Origin of the sequence: Bacillus sp. JJ1474 (genome assembly GCF_036965225.1) — a bacterium.
In the GTDB taxonomy this organism is placed as follows: domain Bacteria; phylum Bacillota; class Bacilli; order Bacillales; family Cytobacillaceae; genus Cytobacillus.
The window spans coordinates 574-20,425 of record NZ_JBALPC010000015.1; the positions used below are offsets into that span (position 1 = coordinate 574).

At 37.6% G+C, this 19,852-nt stretch carries 19 protein-coding genes; 14 read left to right on the forward strand and 5 right to left on the reverse strand.

Translation table 11 applies throughout. The features are described 5' to 3' along the window. Positions 1-205: 205 nt before the first annotated feature. Complete coding sequence (locus V7164_RS02705; protein WP_335353350.1) at positions 206-397, forward strand: hypothetical protein; 192 nt, start codon at positions 206-208, stop codon at positions 395-397. A 42-nt stretch (positions 398-439) separates the two neighbouring features. Here V7164_RS02705 and V7164_RS02710 read toward each other — a convergent pair whose 3' ends face one another. The 3 genes from V7164_RS02710 to V7164_RS02720 form a co-directional block, all read right to left on the reverse strand. After that, positions 440-1,003, reverse strand: a complete 564-nt coding sequence (locus V7164_RS02710) for a tryptophan transporter (protein WP_335344155.1) — start codon at positions 1,001-1,003, stop codon at positions 440-442. Between the two features lie 129 nt (positions 1,004-1,132). Further along, positions 1,133-2,215, reverse strand: coding sequence for a 3-phosphoserine/phosphohydroxythreonine transaminase (serC, locus tag V7164_RS02715; protein ID WP_335344156.1), 1,083 nt, complete (start codon positions 2,213-2,215; stop codon positions 1,133-1,135). Between the two features lie 195 nt (positions 2,216-2,410). Then, the gene (locus tag V7164_RS02720) at positions 2,411-2,839 is read right to left on the reverse strand and encodes an HIT family protein (protein WP_335344157.1); all 429 of its coding nucleotides are present in this window, start codon (positions 2,837-2,839) and stop codon (positions 2,411-2,413) included. Between the two features lie 611 nt (positions 2,840-3,450). On the opposite strand from V7164_RS02720, the gene V7164_RS02725 reads away from it, so the two are divergent. From V7164_RS02725 to V7164_RS02780, 12 genes are all read left to right on the forward strand, one after another. Next, positions 3,451-4,191: an ABC transporter ATP-binding protein gene (locus V7164_RS02725; RefSeq protein WP_335344158.1), complete on the forward strand. Its 741-nt coding sequence runs from the start codon at positions 3,451-3,453 to the stop codon at positions 4,189-4,191. Beyond that, positions 4,184-5,395, forward strand: coding sequence for an ABC transporter permease (locus V7164_RS02730; RefSeq protein ID WP_335344159.1), 1,212 nt, complete (start codon positions 4,184-4,186; stop codon positions 5,393-5,395). The genes V7164_RS02725 and V7164_RS02730 overlap by 8 nt, the downstream gene beginning before the upstream one ends. Positions 5,396-5,461: 66 nt before the next feature. Next, positions 5,462-6,187 carry an EcsC family protein gene (locus tag V7164_RS02735; protein WP_335353351.1) on the forward strand — a complete coding sequence of 242 codons (726 nt, stop codon included), beginning with the start codon at positions 5,462-5,464 and terminating at the stop codon, positions 6,185-6,187. A 166-nt stretch (positions 6,188-6,353) separates the two neighbouring features. Then, positions 6,354-7,064: a FadR/GntR family transcriptional regulator gene (locus tag V7164_RS02740; RefSeq protein WP_335344489.1), complete on the forward strand. Its 711-nt coding sequence runs from the start codon at positions 6,354-6,356 to the stop codon at positions 7,062-7,064. 157 nt (positions 7,065-7,221) lie between these two features. Then, positions 7,222-8,685, forward strand: coding sequence for an aldehyde dehydrogenase (gene aldA, locus V7164_RS02745; RefSeq protein ID WP_335344488.1), 1,464 nt, complete (start codon positions 7,222-7,224; stop codon positions 8,683-8,685). Positions 8,686-8,776: 91 nt separating this feature from the next. Next, positions 8,777-9,202, forward strand: a complete 426-nt coding sequence (locus V7164_RS02750; protein ID WP_335353352.1) for a cupin domain-containing protein — start codon at positions 8,777-8,779, stop codon at positions 9,200-9,202. Positions 9,203-9,265: 63 nt separating this feature from the next. Beyond that, positions 9,266-10,096, forward strand: a complete 831-nt coding sequence (locus V7164_RS02755) for a creatininase family protein (protein ID WP_335344486.1) — start codon at positions 9,266-9,268, stop codon at positions 10,094-10,096. A 62-nt stretch (positions 10,097-10,158) separates the two neighbouring features. Next, positions 10,159-11,502, forward strand: coding sequence for an FAD-binding oxidoreductase (locus tag V7164_RS02760; protein WP_335344485.1), 1,344 nt, complete (start codon positions 10,159-10,161; stop codon positions 11,500-11,502). A gap of 66 nt (positions 11,503-11,568) precedes the next feature. Then, positions 11,569-12,828, forward strand: a complete 1,260-nt coding sequence (locus V7164_RS02765; protein WP_335353353.1) for an amidohydrolase family protein — start codon at positions 11,569-11,571, stop codon at positions 12,826-12,828. Positions 12,829-12,861: 33 nt separating this feature from the next. Continuing rightward, positions 12,862-14,118: a cytosine deaminase gene (gene codA, locus V7164_RS02770; RefSeq protein ID WP_335353354.1), complete on the forward strand. Its 1,257-nt coding sequence runs from the start codon at positions 12,862-12,864 to the stop codon at positions 14,116-14,118. Between the two features lie 90 nt (positions 14,119-14,208). After that, positions 14,209-15,672, forward strand: a complete 1,464-nt coding sequence (locus V7164_RS02775; protein ID WP_335344482.1) for a purine-cytosine permease family protein — start codon at positions 14,209-14,211, stop codon at positions 15,670-15,672. Between the two features lie 45 nt (positions 15,673-15,717). Beyond that, on the forward strand, positions 15,718-16,671 hold the full coding sequence (locus V7164_RS02780; protein ID WP_335344481.1) for a 3-hydroxyacyl-CoA dehydrogenase family protein: 954 nt from the start codon (positions 15,718-15,720) through the stop codon (positions 16,669-16,671). 73 nt (positions 16,672-16,744) lie between these two features. Here the strand turns inward: V7164_RS02780 and V7164_RS02785 are convergent, their stop codons facing one another. Then, a complete protein-coding gene (locus V7164_RS02785; protein ID WP_335353355.1) occupies positions 16,745-17,956 on the reverse strand; it encodes a M20 family metallopeptidase in 1,212 nt (403 codons plus the stop codon). A gap of 119 nt (positions 17,957-18,075) precedes the next feature. On the opposite strand from V7164_RS02785, the gene V7164_RS02790 reads away from it, so the two are divergent. Further along, positions 18,076-18,711 carry a phosphatase PAP2 family protein gene (locus tag V7164_RS02790; protein WP_335353356.1) on the forward strand — a complete coding sequence of 212 codons (636 nt, stop codon included), beginning with the start codon at positions 18,076-18,078 and terminating at the stop codon, positions 18,709-18,711. 416 nt (positions 18,712-19,127) lie between these two features. Here V7164_RS02790 and V7164_RS02795 read toward each other — a convergent pair whose 3' ends face one another. Continuing rightward, positions 19,128-19,631 (reverse strand): antibiotic biosynthesis monooxygenase family protein, encoded by a 504-nt coding sequence (locus tag V7164_RS02795; RefSeq protein WP_335344478.1) that lies wholly within the window; start codon positions 19,629-19,631, stop codon positions 19,128-19,130. Between the last annotated feature and the right edge of the window lie 221 nt (positions 19,632-19,852).

Genomic DNA, 19,852 nt, shown 5'->3' on the forward strand with positions numbered 1-19,852 from the left:
TTGTGCTTGTCGGGGGTGAACACAAAGGAATACTTCTGCGAATATTCATCGCGGGAACAATTGTTCTTTGATTGTTCCGAAGGCGCTTCCGCTTTTCTTAGTATGGATCAATCCTTTCTTCCTTTTACATACGAGCAAGGATTCAAGCATAAAGATAAAGAAAGAGACTACATGCAAGTTGCAAGAAAGAGGGGAGGGGGTCCGTATGTCAGGGATAACAACAGGATTTTTTACAATTGGGGCCGTTCTGATCGCCGGTGGCGTTTATTTCATGTTAGCAATGAGAAAGCCAGGTTTTTACCCGCCTAAATATATATTGAGAAAAAGAGCAGCTGCCTTAGGAGCCGGGGGGATTGTTTTATTATTAATAGGTGCTTTTATGTATAGCTTGCAATAAAGTAAAAACCCGCTTAATGAAGCGGGTTTTTGTTTCACGTTATTAATCAATAAGCTTACGATCTGCGCCATTATTTTGTGTAATAACGACTGTTGAATCATTTAGTTTTGTTCTTTTCACAATTGAAAGCGCCACTGGATAAAGGACAACCATTACGATCGTATTAACTGCAGCTGCTGGCAAAACAACTGCTGCGAATAAAGCAGTGAATGGTCCAGGCAGACCGACAATGAATAAAGCTGACGATAAAAATACAATCCCAGATACAATCGTACACACCGCTGTAAGAATGGCTGCACTAACAATGGACTTTTGGAATTTCTTTAAAGCTAAGAATAATCCTAAGAATACAAATGCAGTAATCGGTTTATCAATGATATTTGGAATTAGGCCACCAGGGAATGTAGTTGTTAAACCAGCTATAATTCCTGTTACTATACTAAGAAGCAACACACTCTTTTTATTTGGAAAAAGAATAATTCCAATAAACATCATCGTTAACATCATATCTGGCTTCATTCCAAAAAAGAATCCCGGAACAACTGCATGCAATACTGTTCCCATCCCAACTAAGAGGGCTAGGGCTACAAGATTTTTCGTATTCATTTCTCATCTTCTCCTCTGCTATACTAAGCTATTAATATTTATCCCTTCTGCAGTGCACTCGTTGCCTGCAGCAAGAAACTTGCACTAATTATAACATACATTGCTTTATATTAAAGAGTAATTTTTCAGTTAATAATTATTTTTAAATGCTTTCATAAACTTTGCAAGCTGTTCAACTTGTTCAACCGGAATCGCGTTATAAATTGATGCACGGCAGCCTCCAACAGAACGATGTCCGTTCAAGCCAATGAAGCCAGCTTCCTTAGCTTGCTGAAGGAAACCTTTCGATGTTTCCTCATCTTTTAGATTAAAGGTAACATTCATCTTGGATCTGCTTTCTTTCTCAGCGTGTCCAATATAGAAGCCTTCACTTTCGTCCATACAATCGTATAGAATTTTCGCCTTCTCTTCATTTCTCTTTTCGATGACTGGCAAACCGCCTTCTTGCTCGACCCACTCAAGAACAAGCTTTAATAAATAGATTGCTAATGTTGGTGGCGTGTTGTAGAGGGAATTGTTTTTTGCAAAAGTATTGTAGTTTAGCATAGTTGGCAGTGAACGATTTGAATTGGATAGGAGCTTCTTATTCATAATCACAACGGTAACCCCGGATGGTCCCATGTTCTTCTGTGCCCCAGCATATATAAGATCGAAATCTTCAATATTTATTCCTTTACTTAAAATATCACTGGACATATCAGTAATTAAAGGAACCTCTTTATTGGATGGAAATTGATTCCACTGAGTGCCATAAATCGTATTATTGCTTGTAATATGAAGATAAGCTGCTTCCTTTGAAAGCTCAATATCATTAACATTAGGAATAAAACGATAATTTTCTTTCTCACTTGAGGCAGCAACATAGGTTTGCCCAATTTTTTCGGCTTCCTGTAATGCTTTTTCAGCAAAAACACCAGTTAAAGCATAATTTCCTACCTTTCCTTCTGTAATCAGATTCATCGGAACCATTGAAAATTGAAGACTTGCTCCACCTTGAAGGAACAGAACCTCATAGCTGTCTGGTATCGATAGGATGCTTCGTAGTAAATCCTGTGCTTTTTGATGAATCGCTTCATATTCTTTGCTTCTGTGACTTAATTCCATAACAGCCATACCGCTGCCGTTATAATTAAGCCAATTCTTCTCAGCTTCTTGTAATACTGATAACGGCAGAGCAGCTGGTCCCGCATTAAAATTTAGTGCTCTTTTCATATTAGCCCCTCCAAAAATAGTATAAGCTTCGCCTTAACGCTGTAATAAGATAAAAAGATAATCCTATGGTAACAAAAATAAATCATTTGTACAGGAGGAATTACAAACTTTCTGAAAAAAGTGGCAAAAAAAGGAGCCTTCCAAAAAGTTGAAAGAGCTCCTTTAGTTTGTGGATAATTAACAAGATTAATCTCTTTATTTCGATGCGATTCTACTGTTAATCCCTTTGGCTATTTCCTGCAAATCCTGTGGGGTATATTCAGAATTATGCGTTTTCCATACCGCGCCAAAGCCATCCCCTTTGCCATAACGAGGGATTAAGTGCAGATGGAAATGGAAGACTTCTTGACCAGCTTCCTTGCCGTTATTCTGCAAAATGTTCATTCCTAAAGGCTCACAATCTTCTTTAATTGCGTTTGCAATTTGCGGAACTGCTTCAAAAAGCGTTCTCGCTGTTTCAGCATTCATATCGAAAATATTTTCAGTATGTAATTTTGGTATCACTAATGTATGGCCCTTAGTTACCTGACTAATATCAAGAAAAGCTAATACATGTTCATTTTCAAATACCTTTGCTGAGGGAATCTCTCCATTAACAATTTTACAAAAAATACAATTGCTCACACAAAACACTCCTTCTCCCAAGATTATTCAATATTCCCTATAATACCATAATGAATAAACGGATAAAAGGCAGGATCCGCTAGGGAATCCCGCCTTCGTGAAGGGGATTGCTTCTTTTTATACGTTTCTATTTCAGGTCATTCCCTTTGATAAACACCTCATTTATTCTTGAATGATTGTGTTTACGTCTAGAGAGATTCGATCATTGTTCAAGCTGACCATCCCCAATTCTTTATAAGTTTTTACTAAAACGTATAAAGCAGGATATTGTCTTTAACAAACACCTCATTTTTTAAGTGTAGTGTTGTTATTCGCTTTGATCTTCTTGGTTAATTAGAACATTGCCCAATGTAACCATCCCCTTATTTTTAAAACGTTGGAAGCTTAGCTTATATTGAAATGTTCATTGTCTGCGACAGACACCTCATTTCAAAATTTGATAATTCTTTACGTTATCAAATAGCTTGTTTCCCCTTCATAGATTAGAATACCCGTCTTGAAATTTCATATACATGTTAGAAAAGATTTTTTAGAAAATGGATAAGCAAATTGGACAATTGGCTCAAGTGTTTTTTACAATGGTTGTAGTATATAGGGAAGGACGTTATAGCATGGCTCTTTTGAAAATTGAAAATGTGACGGGCGGATATACGAAAAATCCCGTATTAAAGGATATATCTTTTGAGGTAAATGAAAAAGAACTCGTTGGTTTAATTGGTTTAAATGGTGCAGGAAAAAGTACAACAATCAAGCATGTCATAGGGTTAATGGAGGCGCACAGCGGAACAATCACAATAAATGGAAAGAGATTCCATCAAGACAAAGAAGCATATCGAAAGCAATTTACCTTTGTGCCAGAAACACCCATATTATATGATGAATTGACTTTAGAAGATCATCTGAAAATAACAGCCATGGCCTATGGGTTAAAAATGGAGGAGTATAAGGAAAGGGCGGACAAGCTTTTAAAGGAATTCCGCATGGAAAAAAGGCTTAAGTGGTTTCCTGCTCATTTTTCAAAAGGGATGAAACAAAAGGTAATGATCATGTGCGCCTTTTTAGTTCAGCCTGACCTTTATATTGTGGATGAGCCATTTGTCGGGCTTGATCCGCTTGGAATTCAATCCCTTCTTGATTTAATGAATAAAATGAAAGAAAACGGCGCGGGGATTCTAATGTCAACTCACATTCTGGCAACTGCGGAAAGATATTGTGACCGTTTTGTCATTTTACATGAGGGAAAGATCCGGGCAAAAGGAACATTAAGTGAACTAAGGGAGCAATTTTCTATGCAGGATGCTACATTAGATGATATTTATATTCAGCTGACAAAGGAAGAAAATTATGTTTGATGAGAAGAAGTTGTGGAGAGAGCGATTCAATCAAAGAATGAAGGAGCTTTCTCGTTATTCCCGATATATATTTAATGGTCATATAGTAATTGTACTGCTTTTTTTAATTGGAACAGCAGCATATTTTTACCAGGAGTGGTTAAAAACGGTCCCTGAGCAATTTCCGGCGGCGGCCATAATGGCTGTTGTGATTGGATTACTGTTAACCTACAGTCCAATCAGTACTTTTCTATCTGAAGCAGACAAAATATTTCTGCTGCCATTGGAAAGCAAGCTTTCACGCTATTTTTTCCGCTCAATTATAGTGAGCTTTGCTGTACACGCATACCTTATTTTTCTTGGACTTGGTGTTTTTATACCAATGTACGCAAGGGTGAATGACGGGGACTTTAATAAGTTTATGCCTTTTTTATTCGTGATTCTCATAATAAAAGCGTTGAATGTCATTGTCCGCTGGAAGGTCCTGTATTTTGTTGAAACAAAAGTTCATGTCATTGACTCGCTTGTAAGATATGCGATAAATGCTGTTTTCCTTTTCTTTCTCTTTTCGAATGCCAGAATTATTTTTCTGATTCCTGTGGTGTTGTTATTAATGGGTTTACTATTCTTTTATCACAGAAATACAATGGATAAAGGCTTGAAATGGGAGTATTTAATCGAGATGGAAGAGAGAAGAATGACTTCCTTCTATCGGCTAGCCAATTTATTTACCGATGTTCCGAAGTTAAGGGACCGTGTGAAGAGGCGTAAATGGCTTGATTGGGTGTTCAGCAAGATATCCTTTGCACAAAAGGAAACTTTCAACCATCTTTATGTAAGAACCTTTCTGCGGGCAGGTGATTACTTTGGGTTATTTATCCGATTAACTCTTATTTGTATTGGTGTTCTTTATTTTATTTCCTTTGGACTAGGTCAGACAATCGTTGCGCTGCTTTTTATTTATTTAACTGGGTTTCAGTTAATTCCTCTTTGGAACCATCATCAAAATAAACTTTGGATCAAGCTTTATCCAATCAAGGAGGAATTAAAAGAAAAAGCCTTTAAGCGGCTGCTCTCAAGGGTTTTATATTTACAATCCCTTTTATTAGCCATAGCGATTTTATTAAAAGGCGAGGGGATGTTAGCCTTCATTACTCTAATAGCTGGATTAGGTTTTGCCTACTTTTTTACAAATGTATATATTACGAAAAGACTGAAATCATGAATATGAATGAAACTATTCATTCCCGTTACCGTATTTATTAGTAAGAAAAAAAAGGATGGGTAGCATATGAATGAGTATGAGTTGCAAGCATATAAAGAGATTGAAGAGTGGAAACATAAATTATTTAAAAAATCCGGGATGTTAAATCGCCTGTCAAAAAAAGCACAAACAAAAGTGAATAGTCTGATCCCAGAAAAGGCACATCAAATCCTAACTGACAGTATAAAGAATATGGTAAAGGCAACACTTGTCGGTTCCAATTTAACAACGCGAAAAAAACAAACAGCTTGCCATTCGCTAGAGGAAATGGATAAAAAGCTTACTGAAAAATTCTCCTCCTATAAAAAAACAGCTATCGTTGAGGGAGCTGGAACTGGAGCAGGCGGAATTCTGCTCGGATTGGCTGACTTTCCGCTGCTTTTAACGATAAAAATGAAATTTCTATTTGAAGCGGCAGCTATTTACGGTTTTGATACAAATGAATATGAAGAACGGTTATTTATTCTTCATGTGTTCAAGCTGGCTTTTTCAAGCAGTGAAAAGAGAAGAGAAACCTGGCAGATTGTTGAGGAATGGGATGTGAGAAAGTCTCAAGTTTTGGAAATGGACTGGAGAGAATTTCAGCAAGAGTATCGTGATTATATCGATTTTGTCAAAATGCTTCAGTTGGTTCCGGGCATTGGGGCCGCTGTAGGCGCATTTGCAAACAATAATTTAATGGAACAGCTCGGAGAGACAGCGAAAAATGCATATCGGATGCGAGTATTGAAAACAGTCCCAAAGCCAGAGTGAAAAGTACCCTAGAGGACAGGCACAAAAATGTCTATTCTATAGGGTGCTTTTTTGTATATAAATTTATTTCACTTAAAAATGCAAAAAATTAACAAAACTATATGAATTAATATTATAATAGTAAAAAGGTTCTAATGTCTGATGTTCAGATTAATGGAGGGGTTGTATGCTAGAGGGAAAAATTAATCAATTGAAGAAAACAACACTATCTCAAGATATTGTCCAGCAATTGATGGAGTTAATAATAAATGGGACAATTTCTTCTGGTGAAAAGTTGCCATCCGAAAAAGAGTTAATGGAGTTATTTGGTGTAGGAAGAAGTACGCTTAGAGAGGCAACACGTGCCCTTGCTGCTCTAGAACTGATTGAAGTCAGAGTTCCTGAAGGGACATTTGTTACAGAGTCATTTGGAGGGTTCTTTACTAAACATCTCGCACTTATGTCTAAGATTAGTTTTGACAATATTACTGAACTCATTGAAGCAAGAGTAAAATTTGAGACAGATTTAGCAGAAATGGCTGCTGAAAAGTCCACCGTTGCTGATCACGAAAGATTAGATAACATTCTTCATTCTATGAGTAAGGCCAGCAATAATGAAGAATTTTTGAAGACAGACTTGGAATTCCACACGGCAATTGCTGAAATAGCAAGAAATTCTTTTATGCTGCAAGTAATGAATATTTTACGTGATATAACAAAGGAGTGGATGTTTAAAGTAATCGAATCCTCAGCTATTCAGGAGAAAGCTATAAACCATCATATGAAAATAGCTCAAGCAATAAAGGATAACAATCAAGAAGAAGCTGGAAATGCGATGTTAGAGCATCTAACAATCGTAAGTAATTTATTATTAGAATATCATAACAAAAAACAATAAGTTAATTAGGATGACTCTTTATAAAAAGTAGAGTTATCCTTTTTTAAATATATTCAGAATATTTTAAAAAGACATTGACATAAAAAGAGTGATTATTTATAATTCTCTTAAGGTTAGATGGTCTGATGTTAAGATAATAATGCTAAGGAGGGTGCATATGTCTACGACTAAAAGTGTAAAGGTGTATCAAATGTATATTGATGGGGAATTTATTGAATCCAGTTCAAATGAAACTTCAATTGTCATTAATCCCGCAACAGAAGAAATCATTTCAGAGGTTCCAAAAGGAACAGTGGCTGATGCAAGGCGTGCTGTTGATGCGGCAGCACTTGCTCAGAAGGAGTGGGCAAAACTCCCTGCAATTGAGAGGGCAAATTATTTAAGAGCTATTTCAAAAGGAATCCGTGAGAATGCCGACCATATAGCAAGAGTCATTTCTGAAGAAATGGGAAAAACTCTAGCTTTAGCTGAGGTTGAGGTAAATTTTACAGCAGATTATATTGACTATTCAGCGGAATGGGCTAGACGTTATGAAGGAGAAATTATTCAGAGTGATCGTCCAAACGAAAATATTTTATTATTTAAGCAGCCAATTGGTGTCGTTGCGGGAATACTTCCTTGGAACTTTCCGTTTTTCTTAATTGCACGTAAAGCAGCGCCTGCTTTGATCACTGGAAATACAATTGTGCTTAAGCCTAGTGCTGAATCCCCGAACAATGCGCTTGAATTCGCGAAGATTGTTGAAATGGCGGGCTTGCCAAAAGGTGTAATCAACTTTGTTACCGGAAGTGGAAGTGTGATCGGGAAAGACCTTGCATCCAATCCAAAAGTTGGTTTAGTTAGCTTAACCGGCAGCTATCATGCAGGTGCTGAAGTTATGCGTGCAGCAGCAGAAAATATTACAAAGGTATCACTAGAGTTAGGTGGGAAAGCACCAGCAATCGTCATGGCGGATGCAGATCTAGATCTGGCTGTAAAATCCATTGTTGCTTCCCGTGTTATTAACTCTGGACAGGTATGTAACTGTTGTGAGCGAGTTTATGTTCATGAGGATATAGCAGAAGAGTTCTATGAAAAAGTTGGAGAGGCTATGAAACAAACAAAATTTGGCGATCCTCTTGTTCATTCTGATATTGATATGGGTCCACTAATCAATAAGAGTTCACTAGAAGCTGTTGAGAAGCATGTGGAAGAAGCGATTGCTTCAGGAGCAAAGCTATTAACAGGTGGCAAGAGAACAGGGGAAGTTGGCTATTGCTTTGAACCAACTGTCCTGATTAATACAAACAATGATATGAGAATTATGAAAGATGAGATTTTTGGTCCAGTATTACCGATTGCAACCTTTAAAGACCTAGATGAAGCGATTGATTTGGCTAATGACTGTGAATATGGTTTGACATCTTCTATTTACACCCAAAACATAGATGTTGCCATGCGTGCATGTAATGAGTTAAAGTTCGGTGAAACCTATATCAATAGAGAGAACTTTGAGGCTATTCAAGGTTTCCATGCAGGCTGGAGAAAATCTGGAATTGGTGGAGCAGATGGCAAGCATGGTTTAGAAGAGTATCTACAGACACATGTTGTCTATCTTCAATATAATCAAAACAAAAAATAGTAATCATTCAAAATTTAACGGGGAAAGTTAAGATTTATCTGCTTTCCTCTAAATATTTTTATAAAATTTATCAAAATTAAAAGGAGTGGAAATGTTGAACGAGACATTATATCAGCCGGTCATAACAAAATATAAAGAAATAGAACCTTTTGAAATGGATGAAGGCGTACAATTTCACGACATGATGATGAAAGAAATGGGCCCAAAAACCATTATTGTTGGATTGGCAACGTTTGAACCAGGTAAAGGGTTGCCATGTCATATCCATAATGTGGAAGAGTCTGTAACTATTTTAAAAGGAAATGCCTTTTGTGATGTAGAAGGAGTTCGAACCGCATTAGAGCCTTATGATACTTCCTTTATTCCTGCTAAAATTCCTCACCGATTTGTCAACGCCAGCGAATCTGAAGAGTTAATCATATTATGGGCTTACTCTCAAATTGATGATTCTCTTAAACAAGTAGATGTAGAAAGAATTATCGTCGAAACGGACCTTTGCATGCTTCCTAAAAAATAAAGAAGAAATTCTAATTGTTTGTAGAATTTATATAGAGAATAAAAATTAAGGGAGGCTCTCAAGTTGACTAGAAGGTATTCCGGAAAAGTCTGGGATGATCGATTTTTGCCCAGACTTTCATCTACACAAATTGAAAATTTGCCTAAAAAAGATTCATTGGTCATCCTGCCTATTGGGGCAGTTGAACAGCACGGTCCTCATCTTCCAGTATTCACTGATACTTTACTTGCGGAAACAGTATTAGAAGAATCATTTAAGTATGTTCCTTCTGATTCTAATATTTGGGTTTTACCTCCTCTTCCTTACGGGAAAAGCAATGAGCACCTTGGTCGGGCAGGAACCTTTTCTCTATCTTCGACTACTCTGCAGTCGGTGATTATGGATATAGGCAGAAGTTTAAAACAAAGTGGTTTTAGGCGTTTATTATTGTTTAATGCCCATGGAGGAAATAGTGACCTATTAAATCTTTTAGCAAGAGAGGTGCGGCTAGAAACGAACATAATGGTTTTTCGAATCAATGTTGGAGGATTGACACTTGAAGAAAATTTCCTAAGCGAGACAGAAAGATTATTAGGTATTCATGGAGGGGATTATGAAACTTCCTTGATAATGGCGTCCTATCCAGAATGGGTTAGAGAGGATAAGCTGCCTGTTGAATATCCAGAATTATTGAAAAAGTCAAATTTCCTTCGCTTCCAAAAATCCAATTTTGCGTGGACGATTGACGATGTATCTTCTTCAGGCATTTTAGGAAATGCAAAAACGTCCTCAGCGGAAAAGGGTAGAAGGATTTATGAACAACACGGAAAACATTTGGCGGAAATGCTTTTAGAAATGATGAATTTTGAGATTGATAGCTTAATGGATAAAGAATCTATTGAAATAAAGAGATAATTCTATTTTTCTAGCCCNNTTATTAGACTTGTAACTCTCATTAACCGAAAGGATGAATAAAAGTGAATGGTATTCATAAAAAGTTAAGTTCTCTTCTTGGGGAAGAAAATGTGATTGTAGATTTGCCATCACGTAAACAATTATCGAAGGATTTTTATTGGTATTCCCCAGTTCTAACCGATATGTTGGATGATAAAATCGCAGACTACATCGTAAAACCAGGCAATGAAGAAGAGATTAAAAGTGTTTTAACTCTTGCTGTACAAAATAAAATTCCTGTAACCATTCGAGGAGCAGGAACGGGAAATTACGGTCAAATTATTCCAATGAATGGCGGCATCCTTATTGATACGACAAGAATGAATAAGATTATTCAGATCGAAGAAGGCTCCGTACGGGTTGAGCCAGGAATTAAATTAGGATTAGTAGAAAAAGAGTTACGAGAAGTAAATCAGGAATTTTGTATTTATCCAACTACGTACATAAAGGCTACGGCAGGTGGCTTTGTAAGTGGCGGATCTGGAGGAATCGGTTCCATTACGTGGGGGAATTTATGGGATGGAAATGTATTAGAGTTAAGAGTCCTAACTATGGAGGAGACTCCTCGTGTTTTTACCGTTAAAGGCGAGGGTATGATGAATTATATTCATAGCTACGGTACAACTGGAGTCATAACCGAAATTGTGTTTAGAACGACAAAGCGAGTTGAATGGACGCAGTGTATTGCCTCTTTTTCTGATCTAGAAAACTCTTTAATTTTTTCGGAAAAGATTGCAAAGGATTCTCAAATTAAGAAACGTTCCATTTCAACATGTGAATGGCCAATCCCATCCTATTTCCAGCCTCTTCAAAAGGTAATAGAACCGGATAAACATATCGTCATATTAGAGGTTGAAGAGAAGTCGTTTGAGCTTGTGAAGTCATTAGTATCTGAACATAACGGTACAGTTTCTTATGAAATCCCATCTTCTAAATACCAAAAGGGAATCAGATTATCAGATTTCACATGGAATCATACAACCTTGTGGGCTCTAAATGCAAATGAAAAAATGACCTATTTACAAGGGAGTTTTTCTCTAGACTCGTATCTTGAGCAAATAAAATTAATTAAAGAGAAGTATAAGGACGAATTTTATAACCATTTTGATTGGATGAGAAGTAAAGGAGAGCTTATCCCTCAACAAATTCCTCTTGTTCGATACAAGACGAAGGAACATTTATATGAAATGATCTCATTCTGTGAGTCAATCGGTGTTAAGATTTATGATCCACATACAAACTTACTTGAAAAAGGCGGGTGGGAGGCATACATTGATTCAGTTGTGCAGAAGAAACACGAAAATGATCCGCACGGATTATTGAACCCCGGAAAAATTGGTGTTGTGAATGATTTAGTAAAAGGTTAGTTTCTAGAATGTTTTGATGCATGATAAAAAGGGATTGTCCTTATTTATAATTTTTTGGAGGATAATATGAAAGCAAGAACAGTCATACACAATGCACGAATTCCAGGGTCTTCAGGTCTTAAAGATTTAACGATTGAAAATGGGAGATTTACTTCCGTAACAGATGCAGATGAGCATCTTACTAAAAGCCCTCAACTTCTTATAGTAGATGTAGAAGGAAGGGTAGTGCTGCCAGGTTTTGTGGATGTGCATATGCATTTAGATAAGGCACTCACTTGGCCTGCAATACCAAACCACTCTGGCACACTGTCAGAAGCCATTTGGCGGTTTGAAGATGCCCAAAATCAAATGGATGTCAACTCCATAACAGAACGAATGACCGCAACAATATTAAAAGCTATACAGCATGGGACGACAGCTATTCGTACCCATCTCAACTATAGTACATCCTCGTATTTACATCAGGTTGTTGAAGCTTTTCAAAAGGTCCAATCTTATTTTTCTGATTACATTACGCTAGAAGCTGTTTTAATGTGTCCTTTTGATATCACGAAAGAGGTGGAAAAGGATATTCGCTGGGCTGTCAATAATGGGATAAATCTGTTGGGTGGAGCACCGCATTTGGCTGAAAATCCACAGCTCTACTTAGCAAAAATTTTTGAATTAGCTGTTTCATTAGACGTTAACATCGATCTACACATTGATGAGTCGGATGATCCGACCGTTAAATCATTAGAGGATGTTTGTCAGTGGACCATTCAAACAGGCTATCAGGGAAGAGTCGTTGCGGGGCATTGTACATCCTTATCGGCCATGAGTGAACTAGAAGCACATGAACTAATGTCACTTGTTCAAAAGGCTCAGATAGGTATTGTAACTCTCCCATCGTCTAATCTGTTTCTGATGGGAAGAGAAGATAAAGGCCTTATTCGCCGTGGATTAACACGAGTTAAGCAAATGCTGGAATTGAATATCTCTGTGGCAGCAGCATCTGATAATATTCAAGACCCGTTTCATCCATACGGGAAAGCAGATTTGCTGCAAATAGCCCTTTTAGCAAGCTACGGAGCTCATTTAACAACGGAAGAAGAAATGGAAAAGCTGATTGAAATGATTACTTCTGTTCCGGCCGAGCTTATGAAGCTTCAAGGATATGGAATTGGAGCTGGGAACTGGGCAGATTTTATTATTCTAGACATTACGGATAAGAAAATGATTTTATCAGAACTTCCAACATCGCGTGAAACTTGGAGGAGAGGGCAGCCTATTTGTCGTATTTCGGAATCCATTACATGGTCGAATAAACTAAAGCCTGTATTGTCGTAATTTGCCTTTTTAAAAAAAGAAGGGTGTGGCGCCATGTATGATCTAATTGTTAGAAATCTTAAATTCCCTTCAGATAATAGCCTAAAAGATATTGGCATTGAAGATGGAAAGATAAAAGAAATTGGAAATATTTTAGAAAAAGGGAAAAAGGAAATTGATGCAATTGGGGATCTTGTATTAGCTCCATTTGTAGAATCCCACATTCATTTAGATACAGTATTAACCGCTGGAACTCCGAGGTGGAATGAAAGTGGTACATTAATTGAAGGGATTAAAATATGGGGGGAACGTAAAAAAAGCTTAACAATTGATGATGTGAAAACGAGAGCGATAGAGGTATTACGTAACCAGCTTTCATACGGAATATTACATGTCCGATCACATGTTGATATTTCTGACCCGAATCTTACAGCTTTACGTACTCTCCTAGAAATTAAAGAACAAGTTTCACCCTATCTTAATTTGCAAATTGTTGCTTTTCCTCAAGATGGAATTCTATCAAATCAAGATAATCAAAAAAGACTTGAGGAAGCTCTAGTTTTAGGGGCAGATGCGGTTGGAGCTATTCCCCATAATGAATATACAAGGGAAACTGGAATTGAATCACTGGAAATTTGTTTTTCGCTTGCCGAAAAGTATAACCGAATGGTGAATGTGTTCTGCGATGAAACAGACGATGGGCATTCAAGGTTTTTGGAAGTCGTTGCCATGCTGGCATTGAAATCGGGGCTGAAGCAAAAGGTGACGGCAAGCCATACAAACGCCATGGCTTATTATCCAGAACCCTATGTGGCAAGACTGATTAGCCTGCTGAAGGAATCCGAAATGAATATTGTATCTTGCCCACTCGTTAGCTCCGTCATGCAAGGACGATATGACTCATGGCCAAAAGGGAGAGGAATTACACGGATAAAGGAATTATGGCATGCGGGCATAAATGTCAGTATTGGACATGACGATATTATGACGCCATTCTATCCTTTTGGAACTGGCAGTATGTTGCAGGCAGCGCATTTGGCTATCCATTTAGCACAAATGACAGGAAGACAGGAAGTCGAAGAAATGATCAACATGGTAACAATAAGAGGTGCAAAGACATTACAGATTGAGTCTCAATATGGAATAGAAGTTGGCAAGCCAGCGAGCTTTGTGACCTTACCTGCCGAGGACTCATTCGATTTAATTCGTCATCAGCCTATGTGCAGTTATGTTATAAGTCATGGAAGAATCATTTCAGAAAATAAATATCATCAACCTCAACTTAATGTAGATGGGATTTTGAAAAAATAAAGTTCAGCATTTATAGAGTGTGAAAATTATTTTGCTATTAAATAACTGAATATTTTCAATCTTTTTTTCAAATTTACGGGGGTGAGCTTTATGGATCAGCATTCTAAAATTGAAGAGTCTTTAGCCAAGAAGTACCGGCAGCCAAAAGGTGTTGAACAGTTCGGGATTGAGGCAGTTCCTGAAGAACTGCGAACAGTTCGCTGGTGGGATATTTCTGCCATGGTTTTAAACTTTGTGGTGAATCCAGGTACCATTTTAATTAGCGGTGCCTTAATCGCTGCAGGTCTGTCGTTTTGGCAAGCGGTGTTTGCTGGATTTCTTAGTATCGCGATTGGTTTTTCTGTTTACCTTGTTGCAGCAACTGTTGGAGTCGATTACGGAGTTCCTGGACTTGTCAGTATGCGTAGTGTATTTGGGATTCGAGGCTCTTGGCTTGCTTCCGGTTTGCGTGCCATATCCAGTGTCTACTGGTTTGCCTTTCAAACCATTTCTGGTGCCCTTGGATTAACAGCTGTGCTTGAAGTTATATTGGATAGGCCTGTTAGTTTAGCACTAGTCAGTTTAATCTTTGCATTATTACAGGTATTGATCGCAACCTTTGGGTACAACTCATTAAAGATTTTATCCCGTTACTCCCTTGTTTTGAAATTACTATTTTCCATTACAATTATTTACGTCTTGATGAACTATCCGACACCATCTTATCACCCATCTGCAGTTTTCAGTTTTGCTGGCGGTGAGGGGATGAAATGGGCTTTAATTTTACTTTGGGCAACGAGCATGGCGGCTGCATGGTTCTCAAACTTCACTGATGCTGCTGATTTTTGTCGCTATTCCAAAACAAGAGTAGACATGTGGATTGGCACATTTGTGGCAGCAGTTCTTGGTCAGCTTATTTGTTCATTTGTTGGTGGATATGCTGTTGCGGCAGCATTAGGTAAAAATGATAATCCATTTGATGTGATCGTTGGGGCTTCAAATGGTGCAATGTGGTTTTTACTTCTTATATCTGTTTATATCGTGTTGGATAATTGGACGATTAATGTTCAAAACCTATATACCGGCGGATTGTCGTTGAGTAATATTTTTACTCGGCTTGGTCGATTCTGGGGCACGATTATTGTTAGTGTCATCGGGGTTATTTTTTCATTGATGCCGCAGCTTGTTAATGGATATATCGGTTATATGGGAATCTTAGGAAACATCTTTGCTCCAATGGGTGGAGTATTCCTTGCTCATTATGTTCTGTTGGCCCGGAGCAAGCTTGATATCCCATCATTATTTATTCGAGGAAGCCGTTATTGGTATTGGAGTGGCTTCAACTGGGTAGCGATGTTTTGGACAATTGTTGGATTTTTCATCAATAGAAATATCCCAGTTGGATGGATTAATATCATTTGGACCGCAGCGATTGTTGGTTTCTTATATTGGCTAACTGTAGTAATTATGCGTAAATCATCGGCAGTTTTAAATGCTGGAGCGGAAGCTGTTGACATCGATATGCCAAGTTCTATTGTAGTTGAGGATGGACTAGTTGAAAAATATAAAATGTAATATCCCTACCTTTATAAATACAAATCAATTTCAAAAGGATGACTAATGATGATTGAAAAAGCAACTGTTATTGGTGCAGGTGTAATGGGACATGGCATTGCTCAAGTGTTCGCACTTGCAGGGATTCCGGTGCATTTATATGATTTAAAAAAGGAGACATTAATAAATGCACTTGCGTCTATTAACAATAATTTAGATTTGTATGTAAAAAACGAACTCATATCTTCATCAGATAAAGACCAAACACTAAAGCATATTCATTTGACAACAAATTTGGAAGAGAGTTTAGTTGATTCAACATTCGTCATTGAAGCTATTCCCGAGGATTTACAGTTAAAATGGGATCTGTATAAATCATTAGAGGCAATTTGTGCACAGGATGTAATTATCGCATCCAATACATCCACTATTCCTCTCACAGCATTAATTCAACATAGCATCTACCCTGAGCGGTTTATTATTGCCCATTTTTTAAATCCTGCACCGTTAGTACCTTTAGTGGAAGTGATTAAACATGAGAGTACTTCCAAATATGTTATCGATACAACGATGGCGTTGCTAAAAAGTATCGGAAAAACTCCTATTTTATTAAAGAAGGAGATACAAGGATTTGTTGCAAATAGGATACAAGCAGCCTTATTAAGGGAAGCATTGGGTTTAATTGAAGATGGCATTGTCGATGTGGAGGATATGGATAAAATTATTAAGGATGGACCTGGGTTTAGATGGGCATTTATTGGGCCAATAGAAACAGTAGATTATGGTGGACTAGATACGTGGAAACGAATTTTTGATAATTTATTCCCTAATCTAAATAATCTTCAAGGTGCACCAGAATTTATTACTAAACTTGTTGCTCAAAATAAGCTTGGAGCTAAAACTGGGGAGGGAATCTATCCATATAAGGACACATCAATCAATGCTGTTTTAACCGGTAGGGATGAAAATTTTTTACGGATGCTTAAAATAAGAAACAATAAACAACCTGTTGAAAAATAACATTAGAACTGTTTCGAAACCGTTAAGAGAAAAAAGAATCACCATGCTAAAGCTGCAGGGTGATTCTTCTATATTAATGTGTACTAACTTTTGTTTCGTTATCGTTATTTTGCCATGTATGGCATTGTAGTGCTGCAGAGCCAAGTGTTTTGGCCGCGATGATCATCGCCTTTTCGTCAATATCAAATTTAGGATGGTGATGTGGGTAATTTTCATCTGTATTTTCTGGCTTCGCACCGGTAAAGAAGAATGTTCCTTTTACATGCTGGAGATAATAAGCAAAATCTTCTCCGCCCATTTGCGGTTCCGTTTCTACAACCTCGGTTACTTCATCAATATTTTGTGCGCAATTGATTAGGAATTCAGTTTCGTCCTTATGGTTAATAACAGCCGGGTAGCCTCTTGCATACAAGTAATCGTATGTGCTATCTGCTGTGTAGCATGTTCCTTTTACAATCCGTTCAATTTCTTTTTCGATATTGGTACGGACTTCTTCATTAAAAGTACGGACGGTTCCGCCAAGTTTTACTTTATCAGCAATTACATTAAAGGCGTTTTCTGCAATAAAGTAGGCAACCGTTACAACAGCAGAATCAATTGGATTGACTTTTCTGCTGACAATTTGCTGCAAGTTCACGACTAGCTGAGAAGCAGTAACAATTGCATCCTTCGTTCTATGCGGCTGTGCTCCATGACCGCCTTTTCCCTGAATCGTAATTTCAAAACGATCTGCAGCAGCCATTACTGGACCAACTCGATATTGAATAGTGCCAGTTGGCTCTGAAGCCCATAAATGTGTGCCAAATATGACATCGACACCTTCTAAACACCCATCTTCAATCATAGAAATAGCCCCGCCTGGAGCAAATTCCTCAGCATGCTGATGAATCATCACATATGTACCTTCAAGCTCTTCACGCATTTCATGTAGCGATTTAGCGAGAACGAGCAATGTAGCAGTATGGCCATCGTGTCCACAAGCATGCATAACACCTGGTACAAGAGATTTGTATGGCACATCTTTTTCATCTTGAATTGGAAGTGCATCGAAATCGGCTCTTAAAGCAACTGTTTTTCCAGGTTTGTTTCCATAAATCTTCGCAACAACCCCATTTCCGCCGACATTGCCTCTTACTTCAATTCCTAAATTTTCATAGTAGGACTTAATATAATTTGCGGTTTTTACTTCCTTAAAGGAAAGCTCAGGATGTTGGTGCAAATAGCGTCTTATTGAAACCATGTCTTCATAATAATTTTCTAATTTGGCAAATAATTTATTAAGCATAGCCACTCTCCTATTTGTTTGTATTTTGAATATTATAGCATTTTATGTTGTAAAGGAGGGATTGTTTTTGCTAAAATAAGGGACGTGTGTGAAAAAGGTTAGCAGAAAGAGGGAAAGGTTTGGAATTAAGAAAGTCGCCTATTACATATGTATTGATTGTCATTTCCGCTTGTATTTTCATTTATTTTGCCTTAGCGGTAAAAAGCGGAGAGCCATTACGTTTCGATCAAAATGTTAGTTCGTTTTTGTTAAGTCTATTAAGGGAAAACTCTTATCCGTTTTTCAAAGCGCTTAATGTGATTGGTTCCTTCAAAGGAATTGGAATAATAGCACTTGTCGTTATTTTTCTATTATGGATGAAAAAAAGGGACTATGTCGGTATGGCAGTGTTCACCTTAACGGTCGCAACCGGGGCTTTGCTGAACGATTACGTAAAAGATACTATTGCACGCCCACGTCCGGAGATTAAGCACATCGTTCATGTGAATAGCTTTAGTTTTCCAAGTGGACATGCGATGATGGGGATGGTTTTGTATGTATTGATTGCATACTTCATCGTTTGTAATATCCAGTCACGAGCAGGAAAATGGCTAGTGATGTTCCTCGCATTTTTGATGATTATCATGCTGGGAGTTAGCCGTACCGTCTTACAAGTTCATTATCCATCCGATGTAGTTGCGGGCTATGCCCTAGGTCTAGCTTGGGTACTTGTGGGGATTATTATATATGAGTTCTTTAGGGGAAAATGGCGTTAATCGAATAATACATAAGTTAAAAACAGACTCTTCCATTTAGGGTCTGTTTTATTTTTTAATGAATAACAAAGTAGTATTTTAAAAGAATTAGTCTTAATAAACGAGGGATATACTCTTTCAAGAGGAAACAACTCCCCTGAAGGTAGTTAAGAGCCTCACTTAAACCCCTTCAAGAGGAAACAACTCCCTTGAAGGTAGTTAAGAACCTCTCTTAAACCCCTTCAAGAGGAAACACCTCCCCTGAAGGTAGATAAGAGCCGCTCTTAAACCTCTTCAAGAAGAAACAACTCCCTTGAAGGTAGTTAAGAACCGCTCTTATATCTCTTCAAGAAGAAACAACTCCCCCTGGAGGTAGTTAAGAGTCACTCTTAAAAGGAAACTACCCCAAAAAAGGTAGGTTAAGAACCGTTTATATACTAATCATCCTCAGAGGGAATATAATACTTCGAAATATAGGGTGCCCCCATAAATATTTGGGATTGGGCGGGGGGAGATTTTGTTCCTTGGAAGAAAGATTGATGAGATGGATTATTTTCCCAATTCATATAGGACCTTTCACTTTTCCATAAGGTTAGAATGATATAAGTGTTGGATTTGCTCGGCCGCAATACTCGCAGGGCTACAAAGCCGGGATTATTAAGCAGGTGAACATGGTCAGCTGAATACCGATATTCAAACATTGGTTTGTCGTCATCAATAACAGGAATATGATTTAAAACTAAAAAACCTGAATTCTCTAAAACACCCTCTGATTTCAGAACCTTATAAGATCTTGGGGCACCGAAAACGGTTTTCCCTGAGGTTTCATGAACAAGAACTGCCTCCTCGTTATTCTGTATAAGAAGTATTTTTTCCTTACCGTATTTTCCCTTTATTTTTTTCAAGAATTCAAATGTACCGCTCGTCATATAAATATTCATCTTTTAGGTCACCCCTCTAATAGAAAAGTCAAAAAATTAGGTTTTTCTGTTTATTTTAGCCTTGAACCTTCTTTAAATTCGTCAAATTTTCGACATTTCCTCTTATAAACTATACAACTATAGTGGAAAGGGATACAGTAAGGATGGACAAAAAGTTGTAGGAATTTTAATTATTACTATATATATATTACAATGAAAAGCAGACAGTCTTTGAAAGGGGA